The organism is Microbulbifer aestuariivivens (assembly GCF_039545115.1).
Taxonomy (GTDB): Bacteria; Pseudomonadota; Gammaproteobacteria; order Pseudomonadales; family Cellvibrionaceae; genus Microbulbifer; species Microbulbifer aestuariivivens.
The window spans coordinates 102,474-126,785 of sequence record NZ_BAABRT010000001.1; the positions used below are offsets into that span (position 1 = coordinate 102,474).

The following is a 24,312-nucleotide window of genomic DNA, read 5'->3' on the forward strand; positions in this document are numbered from 1 at the left end:
TATCGGCGGCAGGCGGTGTTTCATTCCTTCCAGGCAGCTTCATGGCGGAAATAAAGGCCCCCGAGGGCGCATCCCCTTTCGATAGCAAGCGATTCCTGCAGACGGTCACTCGCCAGCCTGGCGTCTACCAGATGTTTGATGTCGAGGGGCGGATTCTTTACGTAGGTAAGGCAAAGAGCCTGCGCAATCGTCTCGGCAGCTACTTCCGGGCTTCCGGTCTCACCACCAAGACCATGGCGCTGGTAGAGAAAATCGCCAGTATCGAAGTCACCGTCACCCGCAGCGAGACCGAAGCGCTGGTCCTTGAGCAGAGCCTGATCAAATCCCAGCGCCCGCCCTATAACGTCATGCTGAAGGATGACAAGGGCTACCCCTATATCTTTATTTCGAGCCGCGACCCATATCCGCGCATTGCCCTGCATCGTGGCGCAAAACGTAAAAAGGGCCAGTATTTCGGACCCTATCCAAACGCCCACTCGGTGCGCGACAGCCTGAATTTTCTGCAGAAGACTTTCCGTATTCGCTCCTGTGAGGACAGCGTCTTCCGCAATCGCTCCCGTCCCTGCCTTCAGTATCAGATTGAGCGCTGTACGGCCCCCTGTGTGGAGTACATCAGCGAAGAGGAGTATCAGGTCGATGTGCGCCACGCCGAGATGTTTCTCGGCGGTAAGAGCGACAGCATTATTCGTGAGCTGGCGGACCAGATGGATACGGCCTCCAGAGAGCTGGAGTTCGAAAAGGCGGCGCGCCTGCGGGATCAGATCGGTGCGCTGCGGCAGTTACAGTCGGATCAGGTTGCCGAACAGGGGCGCGGGGATGTAGATGTGCTGGGCATCGCCAGCCTGGGCGGCACCAGCTGCGTACACATCCTGTTTATTCGCCAGGGGCGGATTTTGGGCAGCCGCAGTTACTTTCCCGATGAGCGCCTCGGCCTCACGCCGGCCGAGCTTTTGTCGGCGTTTATTCCGCAGTTTTACCTCGGCAGCCAGCGCGAGGTGCCCCGGGAAATACTGACGTCAGAGCCTGTCGAGGATACAGAGACCCTGCAGGATGCCCTGCGCCTGCAGAGTGGCAGGGAGGTCGCCATTGTGCACAAGCTGCGGGGCAACCGCGCTACCTGGGTGACGATGGCGCAAGAGGCGGCGGCTCAGAACCTCACCAGCCGCACTGCCGCCCAGCAGAAGCTGCAGGGGCGCTTTGAATCGCTGCAGGAATGCCTGACCCTGGAGCAGGTGCCCGAGCGCCTGGAGTGCTTTGATATCAGCCATTCCGCGGGAGAGGCTACAGTGGCCTCCTGTGTCGTGTTCGATACCGGCGGGCCAGTCAAATCCGATTACCGCCGCTTCAATATTGAGGGCATTACGCCCGGTGATGACTATGCGGCCATGGGGCAGGCGCTCAAGCGCCGCTATACCCGGCTGGCCAGCGGAGAGGGGAAGTTTCCCAATATTCTTCTGATCGACGGCGGCAAAGGGCAGGTACGGCAGGCGGTTGAAACGCTGGAAGAGCTTGGTGTCGTCGGCGTAGAGATTATCGGCGTCGCCAAAGGGACCACCCGAAAGGCGGGTTTTGAAACCCTGCACATCGTATCCGAGCAGCGCGAGCTGGTACTATCCGCAGACTCACCCGCTTTGCATCTGATACAGCAGATTCGTGATGAGGCCCACCGCTTCGCCATCACTGGGCATCGTCAGCGGCGGGACAAGAAGCGTCGGGAATCGCCACTGGAGGGTATCCCCGGCGTCGGACCCGCAAGGCGTCGCGCTTTGCTGCGTCATTTTGGCGGCTTGCGGGAAATCAAGCGGGCTTCAGTGGATGAGCTTGCCGGCGTTGATGGCGTGAGCCGAAAGCTGGCGCAGGATATATACTCGGCGTTACACAACGAATAAAAACCCGGCGCTTTCTGGGGCTTTACCGGCGGCGTATAAAGTTTCTTTTTGGGTGTCGACTTGGTAACTTACGCGCACCCCAAGTACAAGGAAAAGCATGAACCTCGCCAACCAGCTCACACTCCTTCGTGTCGCATTGATACCGGTTTTCGTACTGGTATTTTATCTTCCTTACCAATGGAGCTATTTTGCCTCGGCAATTATCTTCTCCGCCGCCGCCATTACCGACTGGCTCGATGGTTACATTGCTCGAAAGCTGAATCAGAGCACAGCCTTTGGCGCTTTTTTGGATCCGGTCGCAGACAAACTGATGGTGGCGACCGCGCTGGTGCTGCTTGTGGGACTGCACAAGAACGGCTGGTTTACGGTCGCTGCCGCAGTCATTATCGGTCGTGAAATCGCCGTGTCCGGCCTGCGGGAATGGATGGCGGAGCTCGGCAAGCGTAACAGCGTCGCCGTCTCCTTCGTGGGCAAAATCAAGACCACTGCGCAAATGGCGGCCATTATCATCCTGCTGGCTTTCGATGTGCGGGAATACCCGCTGATGGAAGTCCTTGGTTATATCCTGCTTTACGTTGCCGCGGCGCTGACCCTGTGGACCATGGTCATGTATATGCGCGCCGCCTGGCCGGTACTGGTCGCCGATCATCCTGAGGATCAGGCCGGCTCCAATGCCACTGTCGCCAATAAAGGGCAGGGCGATGTTGATGATGAAAGGGCGCGAGAGCGGGACTGACACGCCGGGTTGAATTTGCCCTCTGAGAACGCCCGCCCGTTAAACGCGTGGGCGTTTTTATTTTAATAGCTTATTGCGAGCAACCGTTGACAGGGTGTTGAGCAACTGGCTTGAGCGTGGCGTGTGAGACGCACGTGAAGGGGTGGCGACTAACGAGGCTGGCATTGCTGCCATGGCTGGCCCATCTGCCACATTGCAGGCTTGAATCTTGCCTGAGCTAGGCGGGAAGAGAGGTGGTCAGCTTTACGTGTCCAGTATTGTACTGTCTCGGCTGGGCTGCTTGCACACCTGCGGGGTTCCGCTCGCGAGTTCGCCTCGAGGGGCAAATCGTTAGAGCTGCGAAATCAGCACATATTCCAGCTGTAAGTAGGTTTGCAGTTTTCAAGAGAGCTGTGGAAAAGATTGGTGCCCGGGGCCGGACTTGAACCGGCACGGCCGTAAAGCCGGGAGATTTTAAGTCTCCTGTGTCTACCGATTCCACCACCCGGGCGGGGTAGGTGAACGAGAGTTGTATTGTGCGGCTGGTGCCGTATCTCTCGTTGCTTGCCAGCTCTAAGGAGGTGAGCGGGCGGGAAAATGGAGGCTAGGGTCGGAATCGAACCGGCGTACACGGAGTTGCAGTCCGCTGCATGACCACTCTGCCACCTAGCCTAATAGGTGCCGCCTGAGGCGGAAAAACGCCGGCGATTCTAACGAAATCACTCGAAAAATCCTAGCGTTTTCTGATACTTACGTGCCTTGCGGTAAGTAAGAGCGCGCTATTCTAGGGGTTGGGCCGGATTAGTCAAGTATTGTCTGGCTGCGGGGGTGGATTTCCCTTTACCGTCACTGTGAAGCGAGAGCGGCGTATAAAAAGTGATCGCTGTCGGCTAAATAATGGCTATGGCCAGATAGGTAATAGTTCTGCTGGATGTTATTACAACTTGATATTGCCGGCAGGGGGCAAATAACTGGCGAGGTGCGAATTTTGTTCGATACTTCTCTGTATCTGGCCTGCGTGATCCTCCAGGCACTTAAGGAGGTCGCCACTATCAAGCAGCAAGCAGACAGGAAATGCGCTACCTATTGATTGTGCTTGATTGTATCTAGCAGTTGGTTATGTAGCGCCTACAGAATTGCATGGATGAAATCCTCCCAGTTTCACCCTAATGGTCTTGGCCCTGACGCTCTCCCCCCCCCCGTCGTCAGGGCTTTTTTTTGCCTGCTATTTACCGCCTGCCTGGGCCCCACGTGGTCCCAAGCTCTCAACTAAAGCGTGCAGGCATGGGAGAGGGTGCAGGTCACAGGCTCAGAGGTTTTTGTCGGTGCTGGGATAGAAGCTGACGGGTCAGAGAGCATGCGCTCAGCGACTGCCTGGTTAGGGGTTGCCTAGTTAGATAGCGCCCTGTCGGAGAGCGCCTGGACCGGCTTGCCGGCAGCCTCGGCAGCAAGCCTCCTGAGCTGTGAAAGGCTCACCTGACCCCTTTCCTCTGCCAGTGCTCGGGCTACATCATCGATACTGGCCTGGTTATTCGTTGCGCTGCGAATCTCCCTATCCACGTTGGCAATGATCGACGCCGCTCGGGCGGTCGTAGCGCCCTCGGAACGCTTTCGGAACAGTGTTGCGGATTCCCGGCCCCATTCCGCGAGAGCCTCCAGGGCCTGCTGGTAGCGTTTCTCGCTGATGCCCCCGGAGCGCCGCAGGATTTCCAGTGCGTAGAATTCGGCCAGCCCCTCTACAATCCAGTCGCTCTCGCCGTCACCCCTGATGCCTGTCGCCACATGCACCAGCTCGTGGATCAGGCTGCTGGTCCGGTTGCCACTGATCAGCGGGCGCCCCCCGTGCATAAACAGCGAGCCGGTGCCAGATAACCCTCCGAGCCACATGGGGTCTCCACCCATCACGACCAGTAGCCTGTTGGGGAACCCGGGAAAGACCTCGACAATATGCGGCAGGTTCCAGTTCAGGAATGCCAAGGTGTCCTGCCGTCGTATGCCCTCATCCAGCGGTGCCGCAACCTTGGTGCTGACGCCAGCGATCATATCCTGACGACTGCCAATGTTGCCAAGGATCATCCAGCCCTTGGGGCGCTTGAATCTCCGGCCGGGATCTGTGATCGGGAAGCGGTTCTCTGAGGACTCTTTGTAGGGCAGGGCGGCAGACCAACCGTTTGGCATGTGCAGGGTGAGATGGGCGCGGGACTGCAGCCCGGATTTCATGGTTGCGGCTATGGGGGGAATCAGTTTATCGCCGCGCAAAATGGCCCAGTCTGCCTGAACCCGGGAATCATAACGGCCAGAGGACTTCTGTTCATCGATCGCAAACTGGTAACTAAGCTCCGAGCTGGTTCCGCTGGGTTTCCAAGTGGCCCTGTCTCCCTCTATATCCAGCGTGTCGGTACTTTGCATATGCTTGTATCGGTCGCCGTGTAGGTGGAGTACGAGTTTGCTGGGCAGCTTTTCTCCCCGCAGTTGAATCGTCACCAAGGCCACGCCTCTTTCCGGTTTGATCTCGGCACGGTACTCAATATCGAAGGGCTCGTATGCAGCCGCCCTGGCGCCAATGCATACGAGTAGCAAAAGCCCAGTGAACAGGCGGGAGAAAACTGGGTTAATCCTTGGCAAATGCATCTAACTCACAAAATATCGCGATCTGGATGTTAGGCCGCGCATGCAACCGTGGTGCCTTGCAGTTTACGCTACTGGCACGGAGATCTCTTCCAAGTAGTTTTCAGAAGCTTTCCTTGGGCTCTAAATTGTTTCAGGAAAGACCTAAAAGGTCTGCTGGATTGCAGTGGTGGAAGGCGGATGAAGGGTGCCTGCTTTGCACCGGGCAAACAAGTGGAGTGAAGGCGGAAGGTGTGCTGTCTGTGTTTCTGCCGGCAGTAATCAGCATTGCTATACCGGCACAATAAATAAAGGCACTGCGCAAGGGGGCTGGCAGCCCGCAAGAGAGGCACAAAAAAGCCCGCATAAAGCGGGCTTTTTGAATCTGGTCGGTGAGAGAGGATTCGAACCTCCGACCCCTTCCTCCCGAAGGAAGTGCGCTACCAGGCTGCGCTACTCACCGATGTTGAAGTGCTTCATCAATGAAGCGGGCGGAATTATAACAGCCGCCCGCGCTCTGTAAACCACTGATTTACCGGAAATTAATCTTTTTTGCCATCGATCCGGCGGATAAGGCCTTCCTGGCAGGCAGATGCCACCAACAGGCCGTCACGAGTGAAGAGCTCGCCGCGACAGAACCCCCGTCCCCCACTGGCTGAGGGGCTATCGGTCACGTAAAGCAGCCACTCGTCGGCCCTGAAGTCCCGGTGGAACCACATGGCGTGATCGAGGCTGGCCGGCATCAGGTGGGGGTCGTAGAGTGAGGTTGGGTGTGGCTGCAGGCTGGTGCCGAGCAGTGCCAGGTCCGAGGCGTAGGAGAGGGCACAGCGATGCTCCACCGGGTCATCGCTCATTTCGCCAACGACCCGAAACCAGAACATACAGCTGGGCTCACGTTCTTCTGCGCTGAAATACCGTTCGGGGTCCACCGGCCGGAAGTCCACCATGTAACGACGCTGATCATGGGCGGCGCTGGTCAGGCCGGCCTCTTCTGCCAGTTGCTGGGTGTTTTTGAGGGATTCCGGGTCGGGAATATCTCCTGTGGGCATGGGCGCCTGATGATCAAAACCGGGTTCGTGAACCTGGAATGAGGCGGACATGTTGAAGATTGCCCGACCTTTCTGGCGCGCAACCACGCGCCGGGTGGTGAAGCTGCCACCGTCCCGAATAGGGTCGACATCGTAAATCACCGGCATCTCGCTGCTGCCTGGGCGCAGGAAATAGGCATGCAGGGAGTGCGGCAGGCGCCCTTCCACGGTGCGCGTGGCGGCCATCAGCGCCTGGCCGAGGACCTGCCCGCCGAAGAGAACCTTGCGGTAGTTCTCCACATGGTGGCGGCTGCGAAACAGATTTCCATCGAGTTCCTCGACATCCAACAGGTGGCTGAGTTTCTCCATAATGGCGTGGCCCTGTAGCTGAGTAATTTCTTTGGTGAGGATGGGGCAGGGCAGTAACCCGCTGCCAGTGCCATTGATGATACCAGTTGAGGCGCTGGCGCCTATTGCCTTAACTGGTCGTTTATCTTGACCGCTAATGCCCCGGTTGCCTAATGATAGCGGCGGCAAAGTGGACTAATGACCCATGCTTGATATTGGCTGCGGCTGGAGCTCAGGTCGGTGCCGCGGCCTGTAGATAACCCCGGGGCTGGGGTGCTGACCGCATCACTGCTGGGCGGCTCTGCACGCGCCGGCCACCTTCAGGGAAGCTCCTGGGGCTTAAATATCAAGCAGGCATCAAAATGACCCCAGACTGAGGCTTGTCTCGTAGGTCCCCGCCTCGCAGGTGTGTGGCTCGCAGGTGTGTGGCTCGTAAGTGCAGCCCCGTAACGCCTGTAGCCATTGACCTGTAGCCCTCGAACTTTAGCCACTGAGGTGTCGGCTGAGAATCTTCGAGTCGAAGTTGTTGCTGGAGCTTGAATGCCGCAAATCTGGGCGCTTGTTATATCGAAAAGCACTTTAACAACCGTTGGCTATCTCAGGTCTATCTATAGATCTATCTCTTTGCCGATGTGGCTGGCGACACCCGGCCGGAAAACACAAGGCAGCTGCCGGTAGCTCACTTATAGGCCATTTGGCGCAGCGGTTTGCCTTCGCCGTAGCTGCTATTCCTTATTTGTGTGTATGGTTTTAATTGGCGCGCTGTTCTGCCCGCTGCCGCAGTGCATCGGCAATGGAATTAGTTGGGCAATGCGCTTTTCCAAGTGGGATGAATTGCCTATCATTCATGAATGAATAGTCAACTTCAGTCTCAAAGCTCACCCACAGGTAAGGTCGCAGGTATGGACAAGGCAAAAGAGAAGGTGCAGCGCTTTCGCGCCCGCGAGCAGCGCATTCTGGATGCCGCCCTGGAGTTATTGCTCGAGCATGGTGAAGAGAAGGTCACTGTTGAGCAGATCGCCGAGCGGGTAGATATCGGCAAAGGCACCATCTACAAACACTTTATCTCCAAGACGGAGATATACATGCGCCTCCTGATGGACTACGAAAAGGCGCTGACTGAGCGCATCAAGGCGGCTGTGGCTTCCGCCGAGAAGGGTGACATTACCGCCCCGGCGCGTGCTTATTTCGAGTCCCGTATGGCAGACCCGGCGAAAGACCGGCTTTTCCAGCGACTGGAAGAGAAAATCATTGCGCTTAATCTTGCCCCCGAGATGATTGCCGATCTGCACGCGATTCGTAACTCCAACGCCGAAGCCCTCAATCGTGTCTTCGAGCGCCGGATGGATGAAGGCATGCTGAAGCGCGTTCCTGCCTACTTCTACTACTCCACCTACTGGGCGCTGGTTCAGGGTGCAGTGGAACTCTACCATTCCCGCTCCTTCGCGGATGTTATTCAAGACCGAGAGGGGTTGATGGAATTTATCATGGATGTCGGCGTGCATATCGGTGATGTCTCCGGTAGGCGCGCGCCGGATCAGAGCCAGGCACCACAGCCCGGCGGTAGCTCGGGGTCTTCTTTTGGCTGAGCCACTTTTTGAGCAGTTGCAAAAGCTTGAGGATCAGTTTACAGGTCACCCGCCAGTGAACAGTTGGAACCCGGAGCTCTGCGGTGACATGGATATGGTGATCGCCCGTAACGGCAGCTGGATTCATGAGGGCAGCGAAGTCCAGCGGCAGGCGCTGGTTCGCCTCTTTGCCAGTATTCTACGCCGGGAGGGTGATGAGTACTTTCTTGTGACCCCGGTGGAGAAGTGGCGCATTGAGATAGAAGATGTGCCTTTTATTGCCACACAGGTCGCCAGGGGTGAGCGTGATGGCAAGCCGTTACTGCTATTTACCACCAATACGGGGGATGTGGTGCCGCTGTCCCGGGATACGGGCTGGAGCCTGCGCCCGTTTGGTGAGCCGCCGCAGCCGGTGCCGTATATCGAGGTACGCAATGACCTGTGGGCCCGGGTATCACGGGAGGTATTTTACCAGCTGGTGGACTGGGCGCTTGAGGAGTCAGCGGACAGTATCGGCAGTACCGATAGTGATACCTCCTCGTCCGCTCTGGATATTCGTAGTGACGGACAGCGCTTTCCGTTGGGAAGCGTTTAAGTCGCGGCACACAAAGATCTCAATTCACATAGACAAAAAGACCCGCAACGGTTCACAAAGGCTTGTACAGGCCGCTCGCGTCTACCCTCTGCGGCGAGTTATCCAATGTAAGCTGCCAGCGCAAACAAGCAACGTCAGCAGCCCAAAAGCAGCCAGCTGGGGATTCGCTTTGCGATGATGACTGTTGGCAGCCCCCGTTAACCCGGTCAAAACTCAGGGCTATTTTTCCTGACCATATTGCCGTTTCTTGACATATTGCCGGCGGCTTTGCACTCAGGATTGGCAGCCAGTCTTGCAAGGCGCAGGGGCTCGCATTTCAGGAGTCTTGCTTTGCAATCGCCGAATTTAACCAGCCGATATCGTTGGCATAGGATGCCGCGCCGGAGCTTTGTTAGCTCCGCTATTTTTCACTTCCGCCGAGTTAACCGACTGAGCGCAGGTGTTGCTCGAAGTCCTCTACCAGCTTGTCAGTCTCGATAATCTCACTGCAGTGGTCCTGTAGCCGCTCCAGGCTGCTGTCATGTTGGGTCTGACTGATGGCCGCGGTGGCATCACTGATCAGCACAGGGCAATAGCCATAATCCGCTGCCGCGCGAATGGTGGACTCTATGCTGGTATTGGTGTGCACACCGCAGCAGTAGAGTTGCTTCACATCGAGTTGCACGAGAAGGGCGTGGATATTGGTGTTGCCGAACGGCCCGTATCCGGTTTTGTTGATAACCAGCTCATCGCCCTGCGGTGCCACGGCGCTGATGAACTCTGCCTCTCGGGAACCGGGTGTTGCCAGTAGCCCCATGCGCTTTTGCCAGAAGGTTCGCTCACGTCCATCCCGGGTTTTGCTGCGGGTGCGGATGTGCAGCACCTCAATCCCCTTGTCTCTAAAGGTGGCCTGGAGTTTCTGCACATTGGGGAGCAACTGGTGTTGCAGGCGCTCAAAGAAATAGTCTTGCTCTTTCTTTGTGAAACGACAGTTTTCACCGCTGGCGAAAATGCCCTCACCGCGTGCGGCAAAGAGGTGTTGCAAGTCGATACAGAGCAGGGCGGACTTCATGGCTATCCTCGTCTCGGTGGATCGTGCTGGCGTCTCAAACTACCCTCAGTGTAGCCGCTGTGATTACTCCTGCTTGTTGCTGCGCATAGTCCTCCGTTCATAGTGCCGCCATCACCTGGGGTTATCGACCCTCGGTGAATGCTTCCTCGTTTAATGGTTTCGTTAATCGCCCTCCGCTTGTGAATCTATTGGCAGGAGGGGGCATGCGCACAAAAAAGGGCGCTCAAAGAGCGCCCTGCAAGATACTGGTGAAGACCTGCCGGTCTTACATGTTGGGGTAGTTGGGGCCGCCGCCGCCTTCCGGGGCAACCCATACGATATTCTGGGTCGGGTCCTTAATATCGCAGGTCTTACAGTGTACGCAGTTCTGCGAGTTGATCTGGAAGCGCTTTCCGTTGGCATCCTCAATCACTTCGTAGACACCGGCAGGGCAGTACCGCTGGGCCGGCTCATCGTAAATGGGCAGGTTGTGATTGAGGGGGATCTCGTCGTCCTTCAGGGTCAGGTGACAAGGCTGGTCCTCCTCGTGGTTTGTGTTGGAGATAAACACAGAGGAGAGCTTGTCGAAGCTGAGCACGCCGTCCGGTTTCGGATAGCTGATTTTCCTGCAGTCAGCCGCCGGCTTCAGCTGGGCGTAATCGGGCTTGGTATCCCGCAGTGTCCATGGCAGTTTGCCCTGGAAGATATTGATATCGATAAAGGCGTAAGCGGAGCCGAGGATATTGCCAAACTTGTGCTGCGCGGGGCCGAAGTTGCGCTGTTTGTGCAGCTCTTTATGGGCCCAGCTGTTGCGGTAGGCATCGGAGTATTCGTTTAGCTCATCATTGCCGCGCCCGGCCGCCAGGGCTTCGACCACTGACTCTGCGGCGATCATGCCGGACTTCATGGCGGTGTGGTTACCCTTGATCTTGGCGAAATTCAGGGTGCCGGCGTTATCGCCGATCAGCAGGCCGCCGGGGAAGGTCATTTTGGGCTGGGACTGCAGGCCGCCTTTGACGATGGCGCGGGCGCCGTAGGCCACACGCTGGCCACCTTCCAGGTATTGCTTGATGACCGGGTGGTGCTTATAGCGCTGGAATTCGTCAAACGGGCTGACATGCGGGTTGCTATAGGCCAGATCGGTGATCAGACCGACAACGACCTGATTGTCTTCCAGGTGATATAGGAAGCCACCGCCGTGGGAGCCGCTCTCATCGAGAGGCCAGCCGGCAGTGTGAACCACCAGTCCCGGCTTATGGTGCTCGTCGCTGACTTTCCAGAGTTCCTTGATACCGATGCCATAGTGCTGAGGGTCCGCATCTTTATCCAGCTTGAAATGGGAAATCAGCTGCTTGCCCAGCTGGCCACGGCAGCCCTCGGCAAAGAGGGTGTATTTGGCGTGCAGCTCCATGCCGGGCATATAGGAGTCTTTATGGTCACCGTTAGCGGCAACACCCATGTCGCCAGTGGCGATCCCTTTGACTGAGCCGTCTTCGTTGTAAAGTACCTCCGCTGCGGCGAAGCCGGGGAAGATTTCAACGCCCAGGCTCTCGGCCTGCTCGGCGAGCCAGCGGCACAGGTTGCCGAGGCTGATAATGTAGTTACCCTCGTTGTGCATAGTGCTGGGCACAAAGAAGTTGGGGATGCGGGTCGCCTTCTCGGCGTTGCCCATGACGTAGATTTCGTCACCGGCGACGGATGTTTTGAGGGGGGCGCCGCGGTCTTTCCAGTCAGGGAAGAGTTCATTGAGTGCTGTGGGCTCGAAAACTGCGCCGGACAGAATATGGGCGCCAACCTCTGAGCCTTTTTCCACCACGCAAACCGAAACGTCCTCATTCAGCTGGCGAATACGGCAAGCCGCTGCCAAACCCGCGGGGCCGGCACCCACGATCACTACATCGTATTCCATTGATTCGCGTTCCACGGCGCTCTCCTCAGCTAGTTACACGGTGTTGGCGGGCGTCAAAGCCCTCTGGTTTTTTGATCGTCGCGGATTATATCGGTGTTTATTCAACCCTACCAATTGCAGGAGCATTCATTTGCTGTGGCAAAAAGGTAATATTTCAACAACTTAGCGTGACTGAGTTCGCCATTTAGTTTTGGGTCGTGAATCAATTGAAAAGGGTTGTTAGGAACCGCCACCCTATTGATTTTGCTTTATAGAAGGCTCACCATACACGCCGTTCAAACAACCGTTTGACTTAACGATCCGATTCGTTCGCGATTTGACCTGTCAGTCGCGGCTTTTAAACAGATTACCGAGACGGGATTTCCATGAAAGTTCTTGTAGCTGTGAAACGCGTTGTCGACTACAACGTCAAGGTCCGCCCAAAGGCGGATGGTAGCGACGTCGATATTGCCAACGTGAAAATGTCTATCAACCCCTTCTGCGAAATTGCAGTAGAAGAGGCCGTACGCTTGAAGGAGAAAGGCGTTGTCAGCGAGATAGTCGCCGTTTCCATGGGTCCTAAGCAATGCCAGGAGCAGATTCGCACCGCTCTGGCCCTTGGCGCCGACCGCGGCATCCTGGTGGAGACCGATGAGGAATTGCAGCCTCTGGCCGTTGCCAAGTGCCTGAAGGCGATCGTAGATAAGGAAGAGCCTCAGATGGTCATCCTGGGCAAGCAGTCCATTGATGGCGATAACAACCAGACCGGCCAGATGCTGGCTGCGCTGACCGGCATGGCCCAGGGCACCTTCGCCTCTGAAGTGGTTGTCGAAGACGGTTCCGTAAAAGTGACCCGTGAAATCGATGGCGGCCTGCAGACTGTCGAGCTGAAGCTGCCGGCTGTGGTGACCACAGACCTGCGCCTCAACGAGCCGCGCTACGCTTCCCTGCCCAACATCATGAAGGCGAAGAAAAAGCCGCTGGACACGACCTCTCCCGCCGATCTGGGCGTGGATATCGCCCCGCGCACCAAGACCCTGAAAGTAGAGCCGCCGGCCGAGCGCCAGGCTGGTGTGAAGGTCGCCGATGTGGCTGAACTGGTAGATAAACTGAAGAACGAGGCGAAGGTAATCTGATGAGCATTCTCGTTATTGCAGAACACGACAACGCCGAACTGAAGGGCGCTACGCTCAATACCGTCGCAGCGGCCAAAGCCATTGGCGGTGATATTGACGTTCTGGTGGCCGGTGCCGGTTGTGGTCCGGTTGCGGAAGCCGCCGCCAAGATTGACGGCGTTGCCAAAGTGCTGCTGGCCGACAATCCAGCCTACGGACACCAGTTGGCCGAAAACGTGGCCCAGCTGGTTGCTGATCTGGGCAAGGGCTACAGCCACATCCTCGCGCCAGCGACCACCTCCGGCAAGAACATGTTGCCTCGCGCAGCCGCACTGCTGGACGTGCAGCCTATCTCCGACATCATTGCGGTAGAGGGCGCCGATACTTTCAAGCGTCCGATTTACGCCGGTAACGTTATCGCCACCGTGCAGAGCTCCGACGCCATCAAGGTGATCTCGGTACGCACCACTGCGTTTGACGCAGTTGCGGCGGAGGGCGGCAGCGCCTCGGTTGAGACTGTGGATATCGCCGATGATGCCGGTATTTCCTCTTTTGTTGGCGAGGAACTGGCAAAGTCTGATCGCCCAGAGCTGACCGCTGCAAAAATCGTGATTTCCGGTGGCCGCGGCATGCAGAACGGCGACAACTTCGAGATGCTGTACAAGCTCGCCGACAAGCTCGGTGCTGCGGTTGGTGCATCCCGTGCGGCCGTTGATGCAGGTTTCGTCCCCAACGATATGCAGGTTGGTCAGACCGGTAAAATCGTTGCTCCCGACCTCTACGTTGCCGTGGGTATCTCCGGAGCCATTCAGCACTTGGCAGGTATGAAGGATTCCAAGGTGATCGTCGCGATCAACAAGGACGAGGAGGCGCCGATCTTCTCCGTTGCCGACTACGGCCTCGTCGCGGATCTTTTCCAGGCGGTGCCGGAGCTGGAAGAAAAACTGTAAGTCGCGCTGAATCTATCAGTGAACAAAAAGGCGGCATTTGCCGCCTTTTTGCTATCTGTCATATCTATCTCGGACTGGTATTTGTTGCAAATAGTGTCAGAGCTGACAGCCAGCAGCTGTTTTGGCCTGGCATACCCGCGGTGATGGATGATTGCCTTTCTGGCAGCGAAGAATGAAAATAAGCGTCAAAGATCAATAATATCGGTCAGTTACTGGCTGACCTCAGGGTTGTACATGTCGGCATTACAGCGATTAATTCAGGCATTGCCCTCGGGGGCAGCAGGCCGACCTCTTTCGCGCAGTCTTGGTGCCTCCGCCAGTGTCCTTGGTGCCTGGCTCACTATCAATGTGCTGGCTTATGGTGGCAGTATCTTCCCATCCTCCGCGGAGGAGTCATTGGGGAACTCATTGATCGTCCAGCGGGATCCTGCCGCAGTGCCCTCGCGGGGCGACGCGAGCCTGCCCGACACGCCTTTCTTTGGGGTGGCCGCTGTAGAACCCGTCGAGGAACCGCCCGCACTAGACCTTGCCAATATCCCCATTACCCAGTTGAATCTCGTCCTTTCCGGCGTGCTTGACAGCAGCAACGAGAACAGAGCCAGTGCCCTCGTTGCCGAGCGGGGCAAACCCGCCCAGCGTCTGTTTGTTGGCGAAAGGCTGCCGGGTGGGGCAGAGCTTTATTCGGTTGCCACAGACCACATCATCTTGCAGCGCAATGGCAAGATGGAAAAACTGACCTATCCCGATGCAGATGGTCGCCCCAGTGTTCCGGTTAATCGTTTCAGCACCGGCGGGCTCAGTAATGGAGGCCTGAACAACAGAGGGATTGGCAGTGGCCTGACGCTCCGCGAGCAGATAGAAGCATTTAGCGCTGGGAACCGAGAAGAGCCTGTAGCGAGCGAACAGTCTATGCAGGAGCGCCTGGAGTTTATGCGCAGCATTGCGCGCGAGCGCCGCGGAGAGGACTGAGCGGAGAGATTGAGAAGTCGCCGGTTTCGGACTGGTACTGTTTTTTGACCAAGACCATTTGAGAAAGAGCCAGAACAATAATGAAGAGGATGTTTATTCAGCGGCTGCTCGCTGTCGGGCTGGGATTGCTTTTGTCCACTGTGGCGCTGGCTCAATCTGCGGAGCGGGTTACGCTCTCCCTCGATAACGCCGATATCCGCGACCTGATTAACTGGGCGGCGGATTTCACCGGTAAGAGCATCATTATGCACCCCAACGTGAAGGGGAAGGTCACGGTGGTTGCCGGTGACCCCATGAGCCATGATGAAGCCTTCGAGGTGTTCATGTCTGTGCTGCAGGTCAATGGCTTCAGCCTGGTAGAGCAGGGCGGCACCTGGAAAGTGGTGCCGGATGCGCTTGCCAAGCAGCAGGCTATCCCTGTTGTGGATGACAGCGCGCGGACCCCGGCGGAGTCTCTGGTGGTGCGTACCGTGCGAGTCGAAAACATCTCCGCAGCGCAGCTGATCGCCATGTTGCGGCCACTGATTCCGCAGACCGGCCATCTGGCGGCCTATGCCGACACCAATACGCTGGTCATCGCTGACCGCGCGGCGAACATTGAACAGATTGTGCGACTGGTAAAACAACTCGATCGAGCCGGGGCCATTGATATTGAGCTGGTGCCGCTGCAGTTTGCCTCTGCCAAAGAGGTCAAGCAGGTGCTTAACGAGTTGCTGCAATCCGGTGGCAAACAGGCTGGTACCGATGTGCAGCCGCTGCGCATCGCCGTCGATGAGCGATCCAATTCGATCCTGCTCACCGGCGACCCGGTGACCCGCCAGCAGCTCAAGAATGTGATTCGCCGTCTGGACCAACCCTTGGATGGCGAGGGCAACACCGCGGTTATTTATGTTCAGTATGCCAACGCCGCTGACCTGAAGCCGATTCTCGAGGGTATGAGCGGTAGTATCCAGAAGACCGAAAAAGACCAGCTGGCGGCGGATGTCGAGGTCAGTATTCAAGTCAATGAATCGCTGAATTCGCTGGTACTGACCGCGCCGCCGGCACTGCTGGAAACCATGAAAGGGGTGATCGCCAAGCTGGACGTGCGCCGCGCGCAGGTGCTGATTGAAGCCATTATCGTCGAGGTCACCGAAGACGCGGGCAGCGACCTCGGTATTCGCTGGGTTACCGGTGCCAATGACAATGTGGTGGCGGGCTTCAATAACGATGCCTCACCCAACCCGGTCGTCGATGGGGAGGGCAATGTCCTGTCGGAGTTCAACCCGGCATCCCTGAACCCCGTCAATCTGCTGGGGCAGGGGCTGAACCTGGGTTACCTGAGCGGAACCGATGTGCGTGCGGTGATCAATGCCATCGCCACTACACGGAATTCCAATATCCTTTCCACGCCCACGATCATGGCACTGGATAACGAGGAAGCCGAAATTCTGGTGGGCCAGAACGTGCCCTTCATCACCGGGGAGCAGTTGCTGTCCGGCAGCAACAACGATCCGTTCACTACGATTCAGCGCCAGGATATCGGTACCACCCTTAAGGTAACGCCGCGGGTGAACAACAATAACTCCGTCACACTGGACATCGAACAAAAGGTGGAAAATGTCCTGCCGACCAACGAGGGCGCATCGGACATCGTCACCAGCAAGCGGGAAATCCGCACCCGGGTGCTGATCGATGATGGTGCCATTCTGGTGCTGGGTGGCCTGATCGAGGATCAGGTGAATGAAACCGCCAGCAAGGTTCCCCTGCTGGGAGACTTGCCGGGAATCGGCCGCCTGTTCCGCTCTTCCAATAAGGGCGTCACCAAAACCAACCTGATGGTATTCCTGCGCCCGAAAATCCTCAGCACACAGATCGCCGGCTACGAGGAAACCCGGGAGCGCTACCAGTATCTGCAGCAACAGCAACTGGATGTGCGCGACAAGACCAGCGTGATCTGGGACTGGCACCGCGGCGATGTGCTGCCCGACTTGATGCCGCCGACAGGGAATTACGACGGGGAGGGCGCACCGGTTGAGGTACCTGAGGTAGAGAAATGACCGCAGAAACGGCTCTGTCAGAAGCCACGATAAAACGGCTTCCCTACGCGTTTGCCAAACGGCACAAGGTGCTGTTGGTAGCTGGTAATGCTGATGGAGAGCCGAGCGTACAGTTTGTGGCACCGCTCGACCCCAGCGTGCTCGCTGAAGTTCAGCGCCTGTGCGGGTTTCCGCTGCAGATCGAGGCCGTGGCCGAGGAGGCTTTCCAGTCCTCCCTGCAGCAGCAATATGAAAACCGCGAGGGCGGCAACCTTTCCGACGTCGAGGGGCTTGGCGAGGATATGGACCTGGCAGCGGTGGTGGATTCACTGCCGGAGACCGAGGATCTGCTGGAGCAGGAAGACGACGCGCCCATTGTCCGCCTCATCAACGCCATCTTCGCCGAGTCCCTGAAGCAGGGGGCCTCTGACATCCACATCGAGACCTTCGAGAAAAAACTGGTGGTGCGCTTTCGAGTCGACGGTGTGCTGCGGGAAGTATTACAGCCCCGTCGCGCACTGGCGCCGCTTTTGGTTTCGCGTATCAAGGTGATGGCCAAGCTGGATATCGCCGAAAAGCGCGTACCCCAGGATGGCCGCATCTCGCTGCTGATGGCCGGACGCGAGGTGGATGTGCGGGTTTCGACCATGCCCTCCAGTGCCGGTGAGCGGGTGGTGATGCGCCTTCTGGACAAGCAGGCCGGCAAGATGGATCTGACCAGGCTCGGCATGGCCGCCAGCGACCTGGAGGTAATGACCGAGCTGCTGGCCCGCCCCCACGGCATCCTGCTGGTAACCGGCCCCACCGGCTCGGGTAAAACCACCACTCTTTACGCGGGGCTCGCCAGCATCAACAACCGCGAGAAGAACATTCTCACGGTTGAGGACCCGGTGGAGTACAACCTTGAGGGGGTCGGGCAGACCCAGGTCAATACCAAGGCGGATATGACCTTTGCCCGCGGCTTACGGGCCATTCTGCGGCAGGACCCGGATGTGGTGATGGTGGGGGAAATTCGCGATCTGGAAACCATGCAGATCGCCATTCAGGCCTCCCTGACCGGGCATCTGGTACTTTCCACCCTGCACACCAATACCGCCCTCGGGGCCGTTACCCGGCTTGTAGATATGGGCATCGAACCGTTTTTGCTTTCCTCCAGTCTTATCGGCGTGCTGGCGCAGAGGCTGGTGCGTGTGCTCTGTCCCGAGTGCCGGCAGCCCCATGCCGCAGACCCCTCCGAGCGGCGCCTGCTCAACCTTGATGGCCCGGGCGAGACAACGATTTTCCGCCCCGGTGGCTGTGAACAGTGCAAGCACAGTGGTTATGTTGGGCGGGTTGGGATTTACGAGCTGGTACCGGTGAATGAAACCATGCGCCAGCTGATCCATGACCGCGCTTCCGAAAGCGCCCTGGTACTTGAGGCCCGCAAAGTATCGCCGAGTATCCGCGAAGATGGCATTGCCAAGGTGTTGGCCGGAATCACTTCCCTTGAGGAAGTCTTGCGCGTCACGCAGGAGTCCTGACAGTGGCCGCTTTCGAGTACATCGCACTCACAGAGGCCGGCCGCAAGAGCCGCGGCACGCTGGAGGCAGACAGTGCCAAGGCGGCGCGGCAGCAATTGCGCGGCCGGGGGCTGGTGCCACTGGAGGTGGGGCCGGCGACGGAAACCGCCTCCACCAGCGGCGCTTCTTTGCTGTCCGGCAGCCCGGGCCTCAGTGTCAAAAACCTGGCGCTGCTGACCCGCCAGATCGCCACCCTGTTGCGGGCCGGCATTCCCCTTGAGGAGTCTCTCGGTGCAATCGCCAACCAGACCCGCAATGCCAAGATTCGCCGCATCGTGCTGGCGGTGCGCGGCAAGATTCTCGAGGGGCACAGCTTTGCCCTCGCCCTTGGCAGTTTTCCGCGAGCTTTCCCCAAACTCTATCGGGCCACCGTTGAGGCGGGCGAGCACTCCGGTCATCTGGACGGTGTGCTGGAGCGCCTGAGTGAATATGTGGAGAACCAGCAGAAATTTCGCCAGAAGGTGCAGCTGGCGCTGATCTATCCCATGGTGCTGGTGCTGGTCTGCGTGCTGGTGGTGACCGGCCTGATGATTTATGTGGTGCCGGATGTGATCGAGGTTTTCACCGGTACCGGACAGGTTCTTCCACTGCCAACCCGAATTCTGGTCTCGTTAAGCGATTTTATTGCCGCCTGGGGCTGGCTGGTACCACCGCTACTGATTGTGCTGGCGATCGGCGTGGTCATGATGCTGCGCCAGCCCGCTATCCGCTATCGCTTTCATCATCGTCTGCTGGAGCTGCCTGTGATCGGCTGGCTGGTGCGCGGGGCACAAAGTGCCCGCTACGTCGGCACTTTGGCGATTCTCACCGGCAGTAGTGTCCCGCTGGTGCAGGCGATGGGCATCGCCAGCGGCGTAATGAGCAACGATTTCTTGAAGGAGCGTTTACTGGCGGCGCAGAAATCGGTGCGCGAGGGTGGCAGCCTGCGCAAGGCTCTTGAGGATGTGGAGTACTTCCCGCCGATGATGATCTACATGATCGCCAGCGGTGAGTCTTCCGGCAGCCTCGATGACATGCTCGGCCGCGCCGCGGCGTCCCAGGAGGAGGATCTGCAGAGCGCGGTCACCGCTTTTGTCAGTCTGTTCGAGCCGGTAATGTTGCTGCTGATGGCGGCCATTGTGCTGTTTATCGTGATGGCGATCATGATGCCGATTATGAGTATGAATCAGGCGGTTATTTGACCCCGGTTGACCGCTGACCAAGGGGGAGTGTGGTCGGGAAAACCGTGCCAAGAACGTCTTGTCAATGTCTTCGGTGTATGGCGCGATATAAATAGCTCCTGATTGATAAAACGCACAAAAAGAAAATTACTAGACAGAACCCTGATAGAGAGAGTCTTTATGAAAAATCTGCGCAAGAGCGGTGGTTTTACGCTGATTGAGATCATGGTGGTGATCGTGATCCTCGGGGTACTGGGCGCCCTGGTTGTCCCCAATATCATGGGCCGGACCGGTGAGGCACGGGTCAAGGCGGCAATGTCTGACTTGCGCGCTATCGAAACGCAACTGGACCTGTACCGCATGGACAATTACGTTTTTCCGAGTACAGAGCAGGGCCTGCAGGCCCTGGTGAGCAAACCTGCCGGTTTCCCGGAAGCCAAGAACTGGACTCAACCCTACCTGAAACGCGAGCCCAAGGACCCATGGGGCAATGCCTACCAGTACATCAGCCCGGGCAGTGAGGGCCCCTACGATCTCTTCAGCTTCGGCGCCGACGGCAAACCGGGTGGCGAGGGTGAAGCGGCCGACCTGTTTGCTTCCAAGCCCTGATTGCGGTTGAAACCATGAGGGCGGCGCCGGGTCGCGCGGGCGGCTTCACACTGATCGAATTGCTGGTGGTGATCGTGATCATCGCCGTTCTCGCCGGCATGGCGGTGGTTTCGCTCGGCAGCGCCGGAGGCCGCGCCTGGAGCAGTGAGGTTCAGCGACTCGCCAACCTCCTGCAGCTGGTTGCAGATCGGGCCTTAATCGATAAAACCCACTATGGCGTGGTGTTCAAGCGCGACAGCTACACCGTGGTGCAGTTCGATCCCGCCAGCATGCAGTGGCTGGCGCCCGAGAGTGGTGCAGGGGGCCGCTCGTCTGCGCGTTTCCTGGCGCACCAGTTGCCGGAGAATATTCGCCTTGAGGTGCTCAGCGAGGCGGAAATACCCTCATCAGACGCCGCCGAATTTGCCGCCGGGCGCGATGATGACAGCCCCCAGCCCCAGTTTGTGTCACTCTCCAGCGGCGAGATTTTGCCGGCGGAACTGGCTGTGCAGCTGCTTGACGGTGACCGGGTCCAGCGCGAGGCGCACCTGGCCTACAGCAGCCTTTACGGCCTGGAATTGAACTGGAGCGCTAGCGATGATTGAGGTACCTGAGTTCCCTGCGCTGACGGAAGGGGCTAGCCCACAAAGCGCGCGTCCCGCCCATGGTGCCCCCGCTAACGATCATTACCGAGACAGTTGTTTGTGCCGGGGGAGTTGTTTATACCGGGCCACCCTGCGCCGCCACAAGAAGCGGCGGGGGTTTACCCTGATTGAGGTGCTGGTGGCGTTGACCATCTTTGGTGTGATCGCCACCAGTGTGTTGCGGACCATGCAGGGCAGCGTTCGCACCCAGTTTTTACTTGAAGAGCGGCTGGCCGCCAGTTCTGTGGCGCAACAGGCCCTGGCGGAAATCCGTGTACAGAGCCCATGGCCGCCCTTGGGGGAAAAGTCCGAGCGCATCACTCAAGGGCAGGGTGAGTGGCTGGTAAAGGCAACGGTGGAAGGTACCAGTGAGCCCCGCCTGCGCCATATCACCATCGAGGTGGCGAGACCCGATGCGGATAACCCCACCTTCAGCCTCGATGCCTGGGCCGCCGAGGAACTGCCGTGATTCGTCATAGTGGATTCACGCTGGTCGAGATGATGGTGGTGCTCGTCATCGTCTCGATCATTGGCATTGGCTCTTACAGCCTGATGGATACCCTGAACGGTACAGACCGCACGCTGACCGAGCGCTCCGAGCAGATGCGGCGGCTCTCCATGGCCCTCTACCGGATCGAGGATGACTTGCGCCAGCTGACCGCTCGACCGGTAAAGAATGCCTACAGCGGTTTCGAGCCGGCCCTGCGCGGTGACGTCAATGAGGTGGAATTCACCCGCCTGGGCGCCGCCAATCTGACAGCAGAGCCGCGCGGCGAGCTGCTTCGACTCAGCTACAGCCTCGGTTTTGCCAAAGATGGCGATGCCGATAATGGCGGGCTGCTGTTGCGCAATCGATGGCGGGTACTGGACCGCGCCCCGGACTCCGAGCCAGTCTCGGAGCCACTGTTGCTGGGTGTTCAGGTGCTGGGGTTTCGCTATTACGAACCGAATACCAAGGTCTGGCTGGCCGAGTGGCCCCCATTAGGGAGTACTTCTGTGGCAGGAAGCGCAGATACTCGCATCCCCGCCGCAGTGGAATTCACATTGCGCACCGGCGACAGCGAAGTGCGCCGGGTCTTTCCCCTGAATCGTTACCCGATACCGGGTGCTGGTGCTGGTAGCGGTACTGGTATTGGTACTGGGCAGGGCGCAAATAACAGTAATGGTGGCCAGGGGGCTGGGCAGCAGCAGACCACTGGCGGGACGACAGGGGGGCAGCAGTGAGTTCAGTTGGCACATTCTCTCGCCTGCCCAACCAGCGTGGCGTTGCACTCGTGACGGTCTTGCTGGTGCTGGTCATCGCGGTAGCGGCACTCACCCATACCATCACCCGCAACCGCATGGCGGTGGCCAGGACCAGCGCGCTGCTGGCCAATGCGCAGTTGGCGGAGTTCGTTGCCGGCGCCGAGGCCTGGGCGCGGATAGCGCTGGAGCAGGATTTTAAACAGGATAAGGCTCTGGCGGTTTCCGCGGATACCGGGCTGGAGGACTGGGCGGCGCCAGCGCTGTCCTTTAATCCGGAAAACGGAAAAATCCGCATTAATATCAAAGACTTAAACTCCTGCTTTAATGTGAATAATCTCGCGGGGGGCGGCGGTCATGCGGACCATAGCAAAGTGTTGGCGCGGCTGGTGGGCAGCCTTACCGGCAAGAGTGACCTTGCCCGCGCCATCGAGGACTGGGTGGATAGCGGAGATACCCCGCTCGCGCCGGGTACGGAAGATGACGGTTATTTGGGCCGCGAGCTGGCGCACCGCACGCCAGACGTGCCGATCACCGACATCTCGGAACTGGCGCTAGTGGCCGGTATGGAACCCGAGGATTGGCAGTCGCTGCGCCCATTCCTCTGTGCTCTCCCGGAAAGCGGCACGGCAGTGAATGTGAATTTTGCACCGGAGGAACTGCTTTCGGCCATGGAGCCGGGAGCTTCTGCTTCGAAGCTGGTGAGTTTCCGTGAAACGGGCGGAGTTTTTACCGATGTTAGCCAACTGGCGCCCTATGGGCTTGGCAGTACCGGTGGTCTGGATTTCCACAGCCGCTACTTTCTGGCCCGGATTGCCGTACAGTTGGGGGGCGAGGGGGACCATCAGCAATATTGGGAATCCCTGCTGCAGTTGGATGAGGGCAGTGGCGAAGTGCGGGTCGTTCAGCGGCAGCGGCGCGCTTTCGCGACGGTGCAGATGAGTGAATTATTGGCCGATGATGTTTCCGGCAGCTCCATATAAGTGTATTAAATCAGATGGTTATAAGAAAAAATTCCAAGTCATCTTCCAGTTCTGTAACCGCCGCCCAGGGGCAGATTCGGTTGCTGCGACTCGTGGATACCGGGGCCGCCAGCGATTTGCGACTACAGCAGTGGCAGGGTGCTGGTTGGCGAGAGTGTGTCCTGCCGGAAGCTTTTGGCCGGCAACTTAACCTGGAGGAGCCAGAAGCCGGTGGCTCTCAGGCCAACTCCGAGGCCAACTCCGAGGCCACTGCTGATTCGGCGGAGGCACTGCAGAATCCGGCAATAGCACAGGGTGACAAAGTCATATTGCTGCTGCCGGGCCATTGGGTTTGGAGTGGTGTCGAGAGCATCCCCAAAGCTGCCCGTCGCCAGCCTCGCGCCGTAGGCTATATGGTGGAAGAGCGCCTTGCTGGTGATGTCGAGGATCTGCACTTTGTCTGCCTGCCCCGTCGCGCCGGGCAATGCACGGTTTATGCGGTGGATCGTGAGCGCATGGCATTCATACATGAGGCTGTTGGTGCGCTCGGCTGGCCCATGCACGCGGTGATTCCGGAATACCAGCTTCTGGATCGAGGAGACGAGAGTGTCAATCGGCTGTGGCTGGACGGCGACCACGCCCACCTCTGGCTCGGCGAAGGGCGTGGCGTCTCGATGCGCAGGGAGTACCTGAACCCTGTTGTTGAGGGGCTGGCGACCAGCCCCGCCGCTGCCGATGCCGGCGCGGATGTACCAGTGACCCCCGCGCTCGAAGTGCTCGGCGATGCGGCGGGGATGCTCGAGGCCGAGCTTCAGACACTGTTTGATGACCGCGTTGCATTCCTCGAGGGGGCGCCGGAGGCGTTGCTGCTTTCCAATCTCAAGTCCGCGAAACTCGCCAACCTGCTGACCGGTGAATTCAAGCCAGACGAGAGCGCAGCCGCCGCGGACTGGTGGCGCTGGCCCGCAAGAGTGGCGGCGGCCTGCTTTGTGCTGCAATTACTCGGCTTTGTGGTTGCCGGCAGCTATTTTCATTGGCGCGCCGCCAGTGTGGAGAGTGAGGCGGAGGCCCTGTTTAGCCAGCTGTTCCCCAACGATACGCCCGGTGCAGATATTCGCCGGCAGGTGGAGGGGTACCTTCGCCAGTCTGCCGGCAATGGCGATGCTTTTGTCGGTATGATGCAGGAGCTCGGCCGGGTCTGGAGCCAGGGGCCCACAGGACTGAGGCTGCAGTCCCTGCGGTTTGATGGCAATCGCGGCGATATGGTGTTGCAGCTGCAAGCCAAAAATCTGACCGATCTGGATAACGCCGTCGGCAAACTTTCTGCCGGCAAGGTACGAGCGGAACTGCTGGCCGCTAACGAGTTGGAAGAGGGCGTTTCCGGCCGGATCCGTCTGCGCTGAAGGCGAATGTCCGCTCGATAGAGCGAAGTCGATA

20 protein-coding genes and 3 tRNA genes are annotated in these 24,312 nt (G+C 58.4%); 16 read left to right on the forward strand and 7 right to left on the reverse strand.

The features are described 5' to 3' along the window. Positions 1 to 41: 41 nt before the first annotated feature. Positions 42 to 1,889, forward strand: coding sequence for an excinuclease ABC subunit UvrC (gene uvrC / locus ABEA58_RS00395; protein WP_345547749.1), 1,848 nt, complete (start codon positions 42 to 44; stop codon positions 1,887 to 1,889). A gap of 97 nt (positions 1,890 to 1,986) precedes the next feature. Then, positions 1,987 to 2,625: a CDP-diacylglycerol--glycerol-3-phosphate 3-phosphatidyltransferase gene (gene pgsA / locus ABEA58_RS00400; RefSeq protein WP_345547750.1), complete on the forward strand. Its 639-nt coding sequence runs from the start codon at positions 1,987 to 1,989 to the stop codon at positions 2,623 to 2,625. 403 nt (positions 2,626 to 3,028) lie between these two features. Here the strand turns inward: pgsA and ABEA58_RS00405 are convergent. From ABEA58_RS00405 to ABEA58_RS00425, 5 genes are all read right to left on the reverse strand, one after another. Continuing rightward, positions 3,029 to 3,115: transfer RNA gene (locus tag ABEA58_RS00405), tRNA-Leu, on the reverse strand. 87 nt (positions 3,116 to 3,202) lie between these two features. Further along, positions 3,203 to 3,276, reverse strand: a tRNA-Cys gene (locus tag ABEA58_RS00410). 717 nt (positions 3,277 to 3,993) lie between these two features. Then, positions 3,994 to 5,088, reverse strand: a complete 1,095-nt coding sequence (locus ABEA58_RS00415; RefSeq protein ID WP_425563501.1) for a hypothetical protein — start codon at positions 5,086 to 5,088, stop codon at positions 3,994 to 3,996. Between the two features lie 509 nt (positions 5,089 to 5,597). Next, positions 5,598 to 5,674: transfer RNA gene (locus tag ABEA58_RS00420), tRNA-Pro, on the reverse strand. Positions 5,675 to 5,753: 79 nt separating this feature from the next. After that, positions 5,754 to 6,611 (reverse strand): acyl-CoA thioesterase, encoded by an 858-nt coding sequence (locus tag ABEA58_RS00425; RefSeq protein WP_345548046.1) that lies wholly within the window; start codon positions 6,609 to 6,611, stop codon positions 5,754 to 5,756. A gap of 878 nt (positions 6,612 to 7,489) precedes the next feature. Between ABEA58_RS00425 and ABEA58_RS00430 the strand changes: the two genes are divergently transcribed. Together ABEA58_RS00430 and ABEA58_RS00435 are read left to right on the forward strand one after the other, a co-directional pair. After that, positions 7,490 to 8,176 carry a TetR/AcrR family transcriptional regulator gene (locus ABEA58_RS00430; protein ID WP_345547752.1) on the forward strand — a complete coding sequence of 229 codons (687 nt, stop codon included), beginning with the start codon at positions 7,490 to 7,492 and terminating at the stop codon, positions 8,174 to 8,176. 55 nt (positions 8,177 to 8,231) lie between these two features. Beyond that, complete coding sequence (locus ABEA58_RS00435) at positions 8,232 to 8,750, forward strand: DUF1285 domain-containing protein (RefSeq protein ID WP_345547754.1); 519 nt, start codon at positions 8,232 to 8,234, stop codon at positions 8,748 to 8,750. A 421-nt stretch (positions 8,751 to 9,171) separates the two neighbouring features. Here ABEA58_RS00435 and ABEA58_RS00440 read toward each other — a convergent pair whose 3' ends face one another. Both ABEA58_RS00440 and ABEA58_RS00445 read right to left on the reverse strand, forming a co-directional pair. Beyond that, complete coding sequence (locus tag ABEA58_RS00440) at positions 9,172 to 9,801, reverse strand: cysteine hydrolase family protein (protein WP_345547756.1); 630 nt, start codon at positions 9,799 to 9,801, stop codon at positions 9,172 to 9,174. 265 nt (positions 9,802 to 10,066) lie between these two features. Continuing rightward, positions 10,067 to 11,689, reverse strand: coding sequence for an electron transfer flavoprotein-ubiquinone oxidoreductase (locus ABEA58_RS00445; protein ID WP_345548048.1), 1,623 nt, complete (start codon positions 11,687 to 11,689; stop codon positions 10,067 to 10,069). A gap of 365 nt (positions 11,690 to 12,054) precedes the next feature. On the opposite strand from ABEA58_RS00445, the gene ABEA58_RS00450 reads away from it, so the two are divergent. The 12 genes from ABEA58_RS00450 (at position 12,055) to gspL (ending at position 24,278) form a co-directional block, all read left to right on the forward strand. Continuing rightward, complete coding sequence (locus ABEA58_RS00450) at positions 12,055 to 12,804, forward strand: electron transfer flavoprotein subunit beta/FixA family protein (RefSeq protein WP_345547758.1); 750 nt, start codon at positions 12,055 to 12,057, stop codon at positions 12,802 to 12,804. Then, entirely contained in the window at positions 12,804 to 13,733 is a 930-nt protein-coding gene (locus ABEA58_RS00455; protein ID WP_345547760.1) for an electron transfer flavoprotein subunit alpha/FixB family protein, read from the forward strand. The genes ABEA58_RS00450 and ABEA58_RS00455 overlap by 1 nt, the downstream gene beginning before the upstream one ends. 147 nt (positions 13,734 to 13,880) lie before the next feature. Next, positions 13,881 to 14,702, forward strand: a complete 822-nt coding sequence (locus ABEA58_RS00460) for a type II secretion system protein N (protein ID WP_345547762.1) — start codon at positions 13,881 to 13,883, stop codon at positions 14,700 to 14,702. Between the two features lie 80 nt (positions 14,703 to 14,782). Next, complete coding sequence (gene gspD / locus ABEA58_RS00465) at positions 14,783 to 16,741, forward strand: type II secretion system secretin GspD (RefSeq protein ID WP_345547764.1); 1,959 nt, start codon at positions 14,783 to 14,785, stop codon at positions 16,739 to 16,741. Further along, positions 16,738 to 18,240 carry a type II secretion system ATPase GspE gene (gspE, locus tag ABEA58_RS00470; RefSeq protein ID WP_345547766.1) on the forward strand — a complete coding sequence of 501 codons (1,503 nt, stop codon included), beginning with the start codon at positions 16,738 to 16,740 and terminating at the stop codon, positions 18,238 to 18,240. Before gspD ends, gspE begins: the two co-directional genes overlap by 4 nt. A 2-nt stretch (positions 18,241 to 18,242) precedes the next feature. Further along, the gene (gspF, locus tag ABEA58_RS00475; protein ID WP_345547768.1) at positions 18,243 to 19,460 is read left to right on the forward strand and encodes a type II secretion system inner membrane protein GspF; all 1,218 of its coding nucleotides are present in this window, start codon (positions 18,243 to 18,245) and stop codon (positions 19,458 to 19,460) included. 159 nt (positions 19,461 to 19,619) lie between these two features. Further along, complete coding sequence (gspG, locus tag ABEA58_RS00480; RefSeq protein ID WP_345547770.1) at positions 19,620 to 20,048, forward strand: type II secretion system major pseudopilin GspG; 429 nt, start codon at positions 19,620 to 19,622, stop codon at positions 20,046 to 20,048. Between the two features lie 14 nt (positions 20,049 to 20,062). Next, positions 20,063 to 20,632 (forward strand): type II secretion system minor pseudopilin GspH, encoded by a 570-nt coding sequence (gene gspH, locus ABEA58_RS00485; protein ID WP_345547772.1) that lies wholly within the window; start codon positions 20,063 to 20,065, stop codon positions 20,630 to 20,632. A gap of 97 nt (positions 20,633 to 20,729) precedes the next feature. Next, a complete protein-coding gene (gene gspI, locus ABEA58_RS00490) occupies positions 20,730 to 21,140 on the forward strand; it encodes a type II secretion system minor pseudopilin GspI (protein ID WP_345548050.1) in 411 nt (136 codons plus the stop codon). Continuing rightward, the gene (gene gspJ, locus ABEA58_RS00495; protein ID WP_345547774.1) at positions 21,137 to 21,895 is read left to right on the forward strand and encodes a type II secretion system minor pseudopilin GspJ; all 759 of its coding nucleotides are present in this window, start codon (positions 21,137 to 21,139) and stop codon (positions 21,893 to 21,895) included. Before gspI ends, gspJ begins: the two co-directional genes overlap by 4 nt. After that, positions 21,892 to 22,896: a type II secretion system minor pseudopilin GspK gene (gspK, locus tag ABEA58_RS00500; RefSeq protein WP_345547776.1), complete on the forward strand. Its 1,005-nt coding sequence runs from the start codon at positions 21,892 to 21,894 to the stop codon at positions 22,894 to 22,896. Before gspJ ends, gspK begins: the two co-directional genes overlap by 4 nt. A gap of 14 nt (positions 22,897 to 22,910) precedes the next feature. Next, complete coding sequence (gspL, locus tag ABEA58_RS00505) at positions 22,911 to 24,278, forward strand: type II secretion system protein GspL (RefSeq protein WP_345547777.1); 1,368 nt, start codon at positions 22,911 to 22,913, stop codon at positions 24,276 to 24,278. Positions 24,279 to 24,312: the final 34 nt, after the last annotated feature.